We start from the raw sequence: 12791 nt of genomic DNA, 5'->3' as shown, positions 1-12791 counted from the left end.
CCGGGTCGGATCGGGCAGACTCTTCGCGGCTTGTCGCATTGAGGGCCTGCCCGTACGCTTTGGAATTGCCCGGCATCGAGATGGCGAAGCCTGGAGGGAGGGCCGAAGCGGGAGAATCCGCCCAAAGCTCGCCACCCTCCGTGGCGGGCAAAGAACGCAGGGTCATCGACTCTGCGCCCAGTGAGCACCATTCCCGCCAGGCATGCCTACTGCACCACCGCGGCGCCGCCGGCCGCGACTTGGGGAGGTTCCAGTGATCGCCATCGAGCTGATGGAGACGGTGACGTCCGCCGCCGCCCACACGCTCTCCACCCTGGCGTCGACTCCACTCGCCGAGCCCGCGCCCAAGGGCATCGACACCGAGGGTGTCGTCACGTTCTTCGCCAGCAAGATCGCTCCGATCCTGCTGGCCGTGCTGGGCGTCATCTTCATCGGGCGGGCCAGCCGGGGCGAGATCTCCAAGGTGCTGACCAGCTCGGCCATCGCGATCGTCGGGCTCGCCTTCATCGCCGGAGCCGCCACACTCTTCTTCATCGGCGACTACCTGATCGACCTGATCTTCGAATAGGCGCGGGCACGACATGCGGCTGCGCACCGACGACGACATCTACCGGGCTCGCCTGGTCTACCTCGGGCCGCCCGGCTACACCCTTCCGGTCCACCTGCCCTACGCCCAGTACGGGCTGTTCATGCTGCTCGTCCCCCTCTACATGTTCATCCACTGGTTGTTCACGCTGCAGGTCGAACTCTTCCCGGCCTGGGAGATCGCGCTGGCCATCGTGACCACCTCGTTCATCTTCCGGTACGTCGACCCGGACCGGCCGGCGCGCATGGTGATCCGCACCGCGCTGACCGACTGGCGACGGACCCGGGAGCCGGCCGCCGAGCAGCGGGACCCCCGCCTGGTCGGCAGCCGGATCAGGATCCGGGAGGAGCTGGCATGACCGGGCGTACGTCGATCAGGCAGTCGCACGACGCGGGTGAGGCGGTCGCATGAGTCGCTCTTCCACGCCGGGCTCCCCGGCCGGGCGTCCGATCGCCCAGCACGGTAACCGTGCGCGGTCGTTCGACTACCCGGACGAGCCCGAGCGGGACGAGGTCGCCCTCGACCCGGCCCTCGTGACCACCCCCGGGCACGGCGGCGTCGGCGTCTTCCAGGCGCCCCGCCCGGTGCAGCGCCGGACGCCGCCGGTCGACCCGGGGCCACCGGCCGACAGCGCCGACATCGACTCGCCCTTCCTCGACCTGTTCGGGGGGACGCGCCCCGGCACGCGGCCGGCCACGCCGCCGCGGGTCAGCGGGCGGGAGCACGCGGCCATCCCGCAGCAGCCGGCCGCCGTCGAGCCGGCCCCGGCCGCCGCTCCGGCCCCGCCGCGCGCCGCCCGGCCGCCCGCCCGTTCCACCGGCACGGCCGACCGGGCGCCCGCGGTGGAACCGCCGCCGGCGGACGCCGACGACGAACCCCCGGCCGTCGCGTACGACCCACCCGCCGTCGCGTACGAGCAGCCGGCCGTCGCCTACGACCCACCCGCCGTCGCGTACGAGCCACCGGCGGTCGCGCACGAGCCGCCGGCCCGGGCGGTCCGGGTGCCGCACCAGCCCGGGGACCGGCTGCCGACGCTCCGCCCACCGGCGGACGACGCGGCGGCCGGCGTGACCCCGCCGCCCCCACCGGCGCCACTCGACCCGGTGCCCCCGGAGCGCCCGTCGCGGCGGGCCGGGGAGCGGCTGCCGGAGCGCACGGGGCGGGACGTGACGCCGCCGCGCCAGCGCTCCGCCGGCCGGCGCAACCAGCCCACCAAGCCGGTCCGCGTCAAGCCGCCGAAGATCAAGTTCGGCGACCGGGACCCAGCGGTCGAGCTGGCCATCACCGAGATCGCCGGCCACCTCACCTTCACCCCGAACACCGTCACCGCCTGGTACTGGCTGCCCGAGGTGCGCTGGGCGTTCCGGCCGGACGCGGAGCGGGAGGCGCTGCTCTCGGCGATCTCCGAGCAGTACGCCGGCCTGGCCGGCTTCCGGCTGCACCTGCGACGCACCACCCGGCCCTTCCCGGCCGACGAGTGGGCCCGCACCATCGACGCGCACACCCGGTCCCCGCTGCCCGACGTCCCGGGCACCGCCGGCTGGGCCGATCACCTGGTGGCCGCGCAGCGGCACCTGCTCTCGGTCAACCACGCCGAGGGGCAGACCTACCTCGGCGTCACCTTCGCCCGCCGCTCCCTCGGCGACTCGTTCACCGAACGCCTGCTGCGCACCTTCGGGCGCGGCGTGGCCGAGGGCGAGCGCCGCAAGCTCGGGCGCACCGTCGAGCAGTTCGACGAGGTGCTGGGCGCGTTCGGCATGCGCGGGCGACGGGTCACCGCGCAGGAGCTGGAATGGCTGCTCTACCGCTCCGTGGCGCTCTGCATGGCGCCCCCCGGCCGGCTCTCCCCGATCACCGACGGCCGGTGGGAACGCGGCGACCTGCTCGCCCTCACGGAGCAGGTGGAGCGCTACCGCACCCCGTACGGTTCCACCGTCAAGCTGGTCAACCGCATGACCGGCGAGGAGCGGCACGTCGCCGTGCTGGCGGTGGGCCGGATGGAACCGCTGGAGATCCCCGAGCGGCACGAGCCGTGGCTGCACTTCCACGAGCGGCTGCCCTGGCCGATGGAGCTCTCCACCCGGGTCGACATCCTCGGCTCCGGCGACTCCTTCCGTAACCTCGAGCACCGGCTCCGGATGATCCGCTCCCAGCAGCTCGACTACGCCGAACACGGCATCGACGCCCCGCCCGAGCTGGAGCGGCTGGCCAAGCGGGCCCTGGTGATCGGCGACGAGATGACGACCGGCCTGCCGGTCGACTCCGCCCGGGCGCACGGCTGGCACCGGATCGCCGTCGGCGGGCGGACCCGCGAGGAGTGCCTGGAGCGGGCCCGGCGGCTGATCCAGCTCTACTCCCGGGAGCTGCGCATCTCGCTGCAGCACCCGAAGAACCAGGACTGGCTGGCCCGCGAGTTCATCCCCGGCGAGCCGATCGCCAACACCGGCTACGTCCGGCGGATGCCGGTCAACCTGCTCGCCGCCGCCCTCCCGCAGGCCGCCTCCACGGTCGGCGACCGCCGCGGCGACCTGATCGGGCGGACGGCGGGCACCTGCCGCCGGCCCGTCTTCCTCGACCTGCACTTCCCGATGGAGGTGCGTGAACGCTCCGGCCTCGCCGTCTTCGTCGCCGAACCGGGCGGCGGCAAGTCCACCCTGCTCGGCGCCCTGGGCTACCTCGCGGCCCGGCGCGGCGTCCAGGTGACGCTGCTCGACCCGTCCGGCCCGCTGGCCCGGCTGTGCGCCATGCCCGAGCTGCGGCCGTACTCGCGGGTGCTGAACCTGACCGGCTCCGAGCACGGCACCCTGGCGCCGTACTCGCTGATCCCGACCCCGCTGCGCACCGAGTTCGGCAGCGGGGCGGCGGGCGACCGGGAGTTCGAGATCGCCGTCTCCAACGCCCGCGCCGAGCGGCGGATGCTCGTACAGGACATCTGCATGATGCTGGTGCCGCCGCAGGTGGCCCGCGAGGCGTCCACCGCCACCCTGTTCCGGCACGCCGTACGCCAGGTGCCGGCGGAGGAGACCTCCACCCTGGACGACGTGGTCGCCTGCCTCAGCCAGCTCGACGACGACGCCGGCAGGGAACTGGCCAACCTGCTGCTGGACACCGCCGAGATGCCGCTGGCCATGCTCTTCTTCGGCCGGCCGCCGGAGGGGCTGCTCGGCGCGGACGCGGCGCTCACCGTGATCACCATGGCCGGGCTGCGGCTGCCCGACCTGAAGATCGAGCGGGAGTACTGGTCGGCCGAGGAGGCGCTCGCCCTGCCGATGCTGCACACCGCGCACCGGCTGGCCGTACGCCGCTGTTACGGCGGGTCGATGTCGTCCCGCAAACTCGTCGGCCTGGACGAGGCGCACTTCATGGAGGGTTGGCGCTCCGGCCGCTCCTTCCTGGTCCGGCTCGCCCGCGACTCCCGCAAGTGGAACCTCGCCGCGCTGGTGGCCTCGCAGAACCCGCGCGACATCCTCGGCCTCGACGTGCAGAACCTGGTCTCGACCGTCTTCGTCGGTCGGATCGCCGAGGACGCGGAGATCGCCTCGGAAGCGTTGCGCCTGCTGCGGGTGCCGGTCGACGACGGCTACGAGGCCACCCTCGCCTCGCTCTCCACCGCGGACGCGACCTCCGCCACCCGGCTCGGCTTCCGCGAGTTCGTCATGCGGGACGTCGACGGTCGGGTGCAGAAGGTCCGGGTCGACGTCTCGTACGTCGACGGGCTGCTGGACCACCTCGACACCACTCCCGCCGCGATCGCCGCGGCCGCCGGGGTACTGCCGGCCGTCCTGCCGAACCTGGAGGCGTGACATGGCGGGGGCCCGGGCACGGCTGGCGGCGTTCCTTCTCGCACTTGGCGTACTCGCCGGGGCCACGATCGGCTGGCCGGCCCTCGGCGCCGCACCTGCCGTTGCCGCGCCGCCGACAGCCCAGGCAGCGGCGGCCGACCTCTGCACCACACCGGAGTGGCAGGCCGACTTCCGCGCCTGCGTCGCCAAGCTCAAGGAGGTCGCCGAGGACGACGTCAAGTGCCGGAACGCCCCGACCCCCGGCGCCCCGGACTCCGGGCTCGCCGGCTGGTTCGCCTCGCGTCCGGAGTCGGCCACGAAGCCGGGCCCGAAGGGCTTCTACAGCGACTACGGCTACGCCGGTTACAGCTACTCGACGTACGACGTCGACAGCGGCTGCGCGACTGCGGTGCTACACCCGGACTACAAGTTCACCAACACGGTGGCCAACGGCGAGTTCATGATGGCCACGGCGATCGTCGGCGCCTCGAACGCGCTCCGGGAGCGCGCCTGGGATCCGCGCTCGATGTGGGGCTGGGCGGACCCGCTGGTGGACCAGGCGACCAAGGCCGTCTACCAGAAGGTGTTCAGCGTCTTCGGCATCGTCACGCTCTGCGTGGTCGGTCTCTACCTGCTCTGGCGCTCCCGCCAGTCCGACATGAGCAACGCGATGACGACGGCGGGCTGGGCGCTGCTGGTGATGGTGGCGGTGACCGCCCTGGCCGCCTGGCCCGTCAAGTCAGCGAACATCGCCGACGGAACCCTCGTCACCACGCTGGGTGTGGTGCACGACGCTGTCGGTCCGGCTTCCAAGGACACCCCACCCAGCCAGTGCGACGACCCGAACCCCGAGGCGTGCAAGGACAACCGTCCGCCCGCTGTCCGGGCCAGTGACACGGCGACCGAGGCCATGCTCTACCGCAACTGGCTGCGGGGGGCGCTCGGCTCGGCCGACAGCGAGACCGCCAAGAAATACGGCCCGGCTCTGTACGACGCGAAGTCGCTCTCGTGGGAGGAGGCGGCGAAGCTCCGGTCGAATCCCGCCACCCGCGACGCCACCATCAAGGCGAAGCAGCAGCAGTGGGCCAGGGTGGCGCAGCAGATCGAGACCGAGGACCCGGAGGCGTACGAGTACCTCCAAGGGGTCCGGGACATGGACCGGATCGGGGCCGGCTTCATCGCGGTGCTCGCCGCCGTGCTCTTCGCGATGTTCGACCTGACCGCCTCGTTGCTGGTGCTGCTCGGCTTCCTGATCTTCCGCTGGGCGGTGATCGCCGCGCCGATTCTCGGCACGGTGGGTTTGCTGCGACCGGCCAGCGCCGGGCTGCGCCGGCTGGGAAACGCGGTGGTCGCCGCCGTCTTCAACATCGCGATCTTCGGCACCGGCGCCGCCATCTACCTCTTCGCGGTCGACCTGATCATGAGCACGCCGACGCTGCCGGGCTGGCTGCAGGTGGTGCTGGTCTGGCTCTGCGGTGTGGTGGGCTGGCTGCTCCTGCGCCCCTACCGCCGGATCACCCAGCTCGGCGGCAAGGACAGCAGCGAGGCGGTCAGTTCGGCCGGCTCCTGGCACCGGCGTTTCTTCCGGGACATGCGCACGGCCGCCCGGCTGGACGTCGCGGAGCCCGGCGGCACGGCCGAGCCGGCGATGGGCCGCCGTCGCGCCGCCGTGGCGGAGAAGAGCACCCTGCGGCCGGAGGCCCGCCGGGAGGACCCGTCGCACGCCCACACGGGTGGCGATCAGGAGCGGCAGCGGCCGGACGGCCGCGAGTCGGCCGCCGAGGCACCGGAAACCGCGGAGCGGGACACTCCCCGCCCGGTCGCGCCCCGGCCTCGTCGGCGCCAGCCAGCCGCCTGGACCGAGCCGGACGTGCCCGATGAGAACCCGTCATTCGTCATCTACCGTCCGGGCTCGGCCGAGCGTGAGCCGGCACGACCCGCGCCGCGGATCCGCTCCGAGGCGCGGTGAGTTCGGTGCGTCGGGCCATCGAATTCCTTGTCACCCGGGTGCTGCGGTCCCGGTTCGGCATCGCGCTCGCTCTCGCCGTGGTCGTGTTCGGGGTCATCGGGGCGGCCCGGCTGCTCTCCGGTCCCGGCGACCCGACGGACGGGCTCAGCAACCGTCCGAGCCGACCCATCACCACGGTCGCCCCGACCGCCGGTGACGACGGGGCGTTCTCGACGGGCGCTCCCCCGTCCCCGGTCACCCGCGCGGGTGAGCCCAGGCCGGAGGAGATCGCCGAGCGCTTCGTCGCGGCGTGGCTGGGCAAGCCGGGCGTCACGGCGGACCAGTGGCAGGAGGGGCTGCGTCCCCTGTCGACTCCGGCGCTGACCGAGAAACTGGCGGGCGCCGACCCGTCGGGGGTGCCGGCCGGGCAGGTCAACGGTGACGTCACGCTCCGGCCCCGGACCGAGAACTTCGTCGAGGTGCTGGTCCCGCTCGACGCGGGACGGCTCCGCCTCGAACTGGTGGCGCCCGACGGGCGGTGGCTGGTGGACGCGGTGGACTGGGAGCAGGAATGAGCGACGAGACCCGACCGCGCCGTCGACAGCCCCGGCTCGGGGCCCTGGCCGCCGCGCTGACCGCGACGTTCGCCCTGCTCTGCTGCACCGGCGGCGCCGGCGCCTTCTTCCTCACCGAACTCGGCGGTGACGCGGGTGACCGGATGATGTCGGCCAGCCTGGACTGCACGGAGGACTTCCGGGTCGACATCCAGGGCAGCATGCCCCGAATGTCCCAGTACGGCGAGGTCGAACTCCGCAACGCCGCTCGGATCATCAAGGTCGGGCAGGAGATGAAGGTGCCGCCGCGCGGCTGGGTCATCGCCGTGGCGACCGCCATGCAGGAGTCCCGGCTGCGCAACCTGGCGAACCCGACCGTCGGCGAATCCGAGAACCTGCCCAACGAGGGCATGGGGGCCGACCACGACTCTGTCGGCCTCTTCCAGCAGCGGGCCAGCTGGGGCAGCGTCGCCCAGCGGATGACGCCCGAGTACGCCGCCCGGAAGTTCTACGAGAAGCTGGTCAAGGTATCCGGCTGGGAGCGGATGCCGCTGACGCGGGCCGCCCAGGCAGTGCAGATCAGCGCCTTCCCGGACGCCTACGCCAAGCACGAGGAAGTCGCCTCGCAGATCGTCAACGCCCTGGCCGGTGGGGCGGCCCGGACCGTGCTCGTCGGCGGGAAGCAGGCATGTGACCGCGCCGCCGGCGGAGAGATCGCCGCCTCGGGCTGGACGGCGCCCATCCCGGGTGGCGTCGGGTCGGGCTTCCGCACGGCGAGCCGGCCCGGGCACAACGGAGTCGACATCGCCGCCCCGAAGGGCACCCTGATCCGGGTCGCCGCCACCGGCCGCGTCCTGGTCTCCCGTTGCGACCCGGACAATCGCGGGCGGCTCAGCTGCGACGCCGACGGTTGGCCGGACAAGGGCGGCTGCGGCTGGTTCGTCGACGTCCTGCACGCTGGCGGCCTCATCACCCGCTACTGCCACATGGTGAGCAAGCCCCGGGTCTCCGTCGGCCAGACCGTCCAGGCCGGCGAGGTCATCGGCGAGGTGGGCAGCAGCGGCAACTCCTCCGGCCCGCACCTGCACTTCGAGGTGCACGAGGACGGGGACCGCAGCAGCCGGGGCGCGATCGACCCGGTGCCGTTCATGCGCTCGCGGGGAGCGCCGCTCAAGGGCGCTGCGTGAGGCGCCAGCCGTCATGAACGAGCCGCTCCCCGATCCGTTCGCCGACCAGCCCGACTGGGCTCCCCGGCCGCCCCGGCCGATCGAGATCGTGCCGGCCACCGGGCGCGTCGAGCTGCGCGGGCACCGGGTCCTGGTCGGCCTGCCCGGGCTCGGCTGGCGCGGGGACCTGCGGGCCGACGAGCGGGTGGTGCAGGGCAGCCGGACCTACGTCCCGGTGATCCCCGAGCACGAGTGGTACCGGGCGGAGTCCGACCAGGTGGAGGTGTTCGCGCCGCTGGTCCCGGTGGAGCGGGTCTGGGTGGAGACGGTGGGGAGCCGGCGGCCGGACACGTCAGTGGACCGCGAGGCGGGCATCCGTCTCGTCTCCCTGGACGCCCCGGCGCACCGGGTGCCGACCCCGGTCTTCGAGGCGGACGCCGTCACCGGCCGCCGGGTCGTGCACGTCGTGGAGTCTGTCGAGCACCGGGACCTGCGGGCGGTCACCGAGACCTACTCGGGCGCCGACGGAGACATCTGCGTGCGGGTCACGCCTGAGGTGGAGTGGTACCGCTGGGCCTGGCGGGGCCAGTCACCGACCACACTGGAGGTCCCGGTCCACCTGCTCTGGATCGAGTGACGGCTCAGGCCGTTTTCCTGCCGGCACAAACCCGCCATCCTTCTTCGCCATCCTTCACGTCGAACACCCAGTCCTCTCGGCGACTGCTACGGGGCTGCCCGTTGGCGGAGCTGGAGATGGAGAGAGTTGTGGCGACCGATTCGCCCTCTCCGGTCTCGGTCCGCGTGAGAGGTCCCCAGCTGACTCGCACCACGACGCCGAAGTTGGCCTCGCGCTGCTCGATCTCCTTGCGCAGGCCGGACAACGTGCTCAGCCCGGTGTTTTCCTGGCAGGTGAAAAGCTCGGCGCGGGTGTCGTTGCGATCCACGAGGAACGCCCGCAGGTAGTTGTCCACCACCACGTCGGGCGCGCTGCGGTCGGGGGCAGCAGCGCGGTTGTAGAGGACGTATCCGGCGGCCACGCCGCCAAGGCAGAGCGCCGCGACGATGGTCGCGACGACCGTGAGCACAGTGCGCGCCCGTCGCCTCGGCCGCTCCGGTGCCGGGGCCGGCGACGGCGGCGCCAGGTGGTCGGAGGGGGGCCGTTGCGCCGGTACGCGGGAGACCTGGGAACCGGCGGGGGGCTGCACTGATTCCACCCTCTGAGGCTAGCGGCTGGGCGCCGGAGACCCAATGCCCCAGATGCAGCGGATCGTGACGGACCACTCCCCATTGGTGAGATCCACGACAACACCGGCGCAGCGCCGCCGCGCATCCCGGACGAGCCGCTCCGGCTGGGTTACCGTCTCTGCGCGGGGAGGGGTTGCCAACCTCGGACAGAGGGGGTGGACGCGGTGACCGGTCCGAAGGCACGGACGAACCGCGCCGCCGCACTGCACCGGCAGGCCGCCGCCACCGCGACCGCCGCCGCCGGAATCCTCGACGACACCCGTCCCGTTCCCGCCGACCAGCACCGCCAGTACGAGTTGGCCGACCGCCTCCGGTCCGCGGCGGCGGTGCTGGCCCCGGGCTGGGCGGGTGCTCCCCTGGAGGCGGTCGCCCCGACCGCGCCTGCCGGCGAGGGGCCGCCCGCTTTCGTCCGGGTCGGCACGGCGGCGCCGCTCGACGACGCGCGCTTCCCCGCGCTGGTGCCGCTGCTCGGCACGGCACATCTCGCCGTGGACACCGACGCCCGGGATCCCCGGGTGGCGGGGCTGCTCCGGGCCGTACTGCTGCGGCTGTTGGCGGCGACCCCAGCCGGGGCGCTGCTGGTCCGCGCGGTGGACGCGACGGGTGCGACCTTGGAGCCGTTCGCGGCGCTCGCCGACGCGGGCCTGCTGCCGCCCCCGGCGGTGGACGTGGCGGGCCTGCGGGCCGTGCTCACCGAGGCCGAGCAGTGGGTGGCCCCGGGGGCGAGCGGGCGTCGCCGGCACGACCGGACGCTGCTGCTGGTGATCGCGGCGCTGCCCGACCTGACGGGCCCCACCGACCTGGCCCGGGTGGAAGCGCTGGCCGAGCAGGGCCGCTCCGCAGGGCTGCACCTCGTGGTGGCCGGCTGGCCCCCGGCGGGCCCGTACGCCGATCGGGCCCCGCTGCCGCAGGCGACCACGCTGGAGATCCGCAACGCGTACGCGCTGCTGGGTGATCCGCCGGGCGGTTCGTTCGCGGGCCCCGGCGCGGAGCCTCCGGGCGGGTTGAACTCGCCGGTCTTCGTCGAGGCGGATCCGCCCAGCGACCTCGTCGACGCGGTGTGCCGCCGGTTGGCCGCGCAGGTGGAGGCGGGTTCCCGGCTGGCCCTGACGGACCTGCTGCCGCCGCCCGACGGGGAGTTGTGGACGGCGACCGCGACTGACGGGCTCGCGACGACCGTCGGCGACGCGGGTGGGCGGGTGGTGTCGCTCGGGTTCACCGAGCTGACCCCGCACTGGCTGGTCAGCGGCCGCTCCGGCGCGGGCCGATCCACCTTCCTCACCACGGCGCTGCTCGGTCTGGCCGCCCGGTACGGTCCCGAGGAGCTGGCCCTCTACCTGGTGGACCTCGCCGACGCCGAGTCCTTCGTGGAGTTCCTCCAGACCGAGCGGGACCGGTCGTGGATCCCGCAGGTCCGGGCCGCGGCGATGGCGGCCGACCGGGAGTACGTGCTGAGCCTGCTCGACGAGCTGACAGCGGAGGTGCGCCGCCGCGAGGAGGCCGGCAGCCGGGCGGGCGGGCAGCGCTTCGCCGAGCTGCGGCAGCACCGCGCGATGCCCCGGATCGTCTGCGTGCTGGACAATCTTCCGCTGCTCTTCGCCGAGCGGGACCGGCTGGCCGTGGACGCCGCCGCCCGGCTGGACGCGCTGGCCCGCACGGGGCGCGCGTACGGGGTGCACCTGGTGCTGGCCGGCGAGGGCGACCTGGGGTTGGGCTCGCGTACGGACCGCGACTCGGTGCTGGGGCAGTTCCCGGTGCGGGTGGCGCTGCCCGGCGGGGGCGCGGTGCTGGAGCCGACCAACGACTCGGCGGCGGGGCTGCCGGTGGGCAGCGCGGTGGTGAACACCGCGGGCGGGCTGGGCGGGCCCCGGGGCGCCATCCGGGGGCACGAGCGGATGGTCCGCTTCCCGGACCCGCAGGACCATCCCGACACGGTCGGGCAGCTGCGGCAGCGGCTCTGGTCGGCACGACCGGAGGGGTCCGCCCCGCCGGTGGTCTTCGCCGGTTACGCCCGCCCGCTGCTGCGCAACGATCCGCGGCACCGGGCCGCGCTGGCCGGGCGGGCGCCCGGCCCCGCCGCCCTGTTGGGCCGGGCCGTGGACGTGCCCCGGACCACGGTCGCGGTGCCGCTGGGGCCGGCCCCGGGGCGCAACCTGGCCGTCCTCGGCCCCGGCCCGGAGGCGGCCCGGCTGCTGGCCACGGCGGCGCGCAGCACCGCCGCCCACCACGCGCCGGGGACCGCCCGCTTCGTGCTCGCCGCGCCGGACGACGACTGCCGGCCGCTGGCCGACGCGCTGGCTGCCGAGCTGGCCGGTCGGCACCCGGTCGAGACGGTGGACGCCGGCGGCCTGCTCACCGCCGTGGACGCCGTCGAGCCGGCGTACCTGGTGGTCTTCGGCCTGGATGTGCCGTCGCCGGAGCAGTTGCCCCCGGAGCGGCTGCGCGCGCTGCTTCGGGAGGGCCCGCCCGCCGGGCGGCACCTGCTCGGCCGTTGGCGCACGGCGCCGTCCTTCGCGGCGCTGTTGGAGCCCGACGGCGAGGTCGAGAAGCTCGCCGCGGTGGCGGTGGTGGACCTGCCCGGCGCCCAGCTCGCGTCGGTCTTCGGCCGGCCGGTGGAGTGGCGACCCCGCCCGGGCCGGGCGGCGCTCTGGGACGGGCCGGGTGAGCAGGGCACGGTGCTGGTTCCCTTCGCGGAGCAGGGAGAGCCGACATGACCCGCAGCGGGGCGCGGAGCAGGCCGTCGCACGCCGTGCCGGGACGCCAGCGGGGCGCCGCCGGGCCACCGCCGGGTGGGCCCGACGCGGCGCCGTCGGGGGCCGTCGCGGGCGGCGACCCGGTGTCCGCCGCGTGGAGCGACTACCTCGCCGCCGCCCGGCAGCTCGACGGGGTACGCCGGGACGCGGCCACCGCTGCCGGTGAGCAGGCCCGGTCGGTGCAGGCTGCCCGCGAGGAGCTGACCGCCGTCCGCACCCGGCTCGCGGCGCAGGAGACCCGGCTGCGGGAGCGGGGCGTACCACCGATCTCGCTGGTCCCGACGCCGCCTGAGCTGACCGAGGCGGCCCGGTCGATGGCGGGTGGGCCGGCTGCGGTGCTGTCCGCGCTCCGCGCCGCCCGGGGCCGCGCGGACGCCGCGGACGCCGCGCTGGCCGCGCGCGGCCTGCCCCGCCTGGCCGCCTGGCCGGCGCGCCCGCGCAACCTGCTGCTGTACGCGCCGCTGGCCCTGCTGGTGCCGCTGCTCCAGGTGGCGCTGTTCGTGGCGACCGGTTCCGGGGCGGCGAGCGTGGCGGCGCTGCTCTGCGGGCTGCCGATGCCGGCGGTGGCGTTCGCGGCGGGCTGGCTCGGCGTCGGGCGGCTCTTCCCGGCCGGGGAGGGTGGCCGGGTGGACCGCACGGCCCGGCTCGGCGCGCTGGTGTGCCTGGTCCCGGCGGTGCTGGTCAGCGCGGGCCTGCTGCTCGCGATGCTGGCGGGCTGAGGGGGCCGGAAAGGCAGGATGCTGGCCGGCTGAGCGGA

At 74.5% G+C, this 12791-nt stretch carries 10 protein-coding genes; 9 read left to right on the top strand and 1 reads right to left on the bottom strand.

Annotated elements, in window-relative coordinates; all coding sequences use genetic code 11:
• The first annotated feature begins 253 nt into the window (after positions 1–253).
• The 7 genes from ACZ6O2_RS16035 to ACZ6O2_RS16005 are packed head-to-tail and all read left to right on the top strand — an operon-like array spanning position 254 to position 8673.
• A complete protein-coding gene (locus ACZ6O2_RS16035; protein ID WP_091101477.1) occupies positions 254–568 on the top strand; it encodes a hypothetical protein in 315 nt (104 codons plus the stop codon).
• Between the two features lie 13 nt (positions 569–581).
• The gene (locus tag ACZ6O2_RS16030) at positions 582–944 is read left to right on the top strand and encodes a hypothetical protein (protein WP_088976442.1); all 363 of its coding nucleotides are present in this window, start codon (positions 582–584) and stop codon (positions 942–944) included.
• 49 nt (positions 945–993) lie between these two features.
• Positions 994–4389: an ATP-binding protein gene (locus tag ACZ6O2_RS16025; protein WP_466023343.1), complete on the top strand. Its 3396-nt coding sequence runs from the start codon at positions 994–996 to the stop codon at positions 4387–4389.
• 1 nt (position 4390) lies between these two features.
• Positions 4391–6337 (top strand): MFS transporter, encoded by a 1947-nt coding sequence (locus tag ACZ6O2_RS16020; RefSeq protein WP_466023342.1) that lies wholly within the window; start codon positions 4391–4393, stop codon positions 6335–6337.
• Positions 6334–6891 (top strand): hypothetical protein, encoded by a 558-nt coding sequence (locus tag ACZ6O2_RS16015; RefSeq protein WP_466023341.1) that lies wholly within the window; start codon positions 6334–6336, stop codon positions 6889–6891. Before ACZ6O2_RS16020 ends, ACZ6O2_RS16015 begins: the two co-directional genes overlap by 4 nt.
• On the top strand, positions 6888–8057 hold the full coding sequence (locus tag ACZ6O2_RS16010) for a M23 family metallopeptidase (protein ID WP_466023340.1): 1170 nt from the start codon (positions 6888–6890) through the stop codon (positions 8055–8057). The genes ACZ6O2_RS16015 and ACZ6O2_RS16010 overlap by 4 nt, the downstream gene beginning before the upstream one ends.
• Positions 8058–8070: 13 nt before the next feature.
• Entirely contained in the window at positions 8071–8673 is a 603-nt protein-coding gene (locus ACZ6O2_RS16005; RefSeq protein WP_466023339.1) for a hypothetical protein, read from the top strand.
• Positions 8674–8677: 4 nt separating this feature from the next.
• On the opposite strand, the gene ACZ6O2_RS16000 is transcribed toward ACZ6O2_RS16005, so the two are convergent.
• The gene (locus ACZ6O2_RS16000) at positions 8678–9241 is read right to left on the bottom strand and encodes a hypothetical protein (RefSeq protein ID WP_466023361.1); all 564 of its coding nucleotides are present in this window, start codon (positions 9239–9241) and stop codon (positions 8678–8680) included.
• Positions 9242–9436: 195 nt separating this feature from the next.
• Here ACZ6O2_RS16000 and ACZ6O2_RS15995 point away from each other — a divergent pair, with 195 nt between their 5' ends.
• Positions 9437–11995 carry an FtsK/SpoIIIE domain-containing protein gene (locus ACZ6O2_RS15995; RefSeq protein ID WP_466023338.1) on the top strand — a complete coding sequence of 853 codons (2559 nt, stop codon included), beginning with the start codon at positions 9437–9439 and terminating at the stop codon, positions 11993–11995.
• Positions 11992–12753 carry a hypothetical protein gene (locus ACZ6O2_RS15990; RefSeq protein WP_466023337.1) on the top strand — a complete coding sequence of 254 codons (762 nt, stop codon included), beginning with the start codon at positions 11992–11994 and terminating at the stop codon, positions 12751–12753. The genes ACZ6O2_RS15995 and ACZ6O2_RS15990 overlap by 4 nt, the downstream gene beginning before the upstream one ends.
• The last annotated feature ends 38 nt before the right edge of the window (positions 12754–12791 follow it).

The sequence above is a fragment of the Micromonospora sp. NPDC048040 genome, assembly GCF_055587185.1.
Note: the sequence above shows the minus strand (reverse complement) of the source record. Positions and strands in the feature narration are given on the sequence as shown.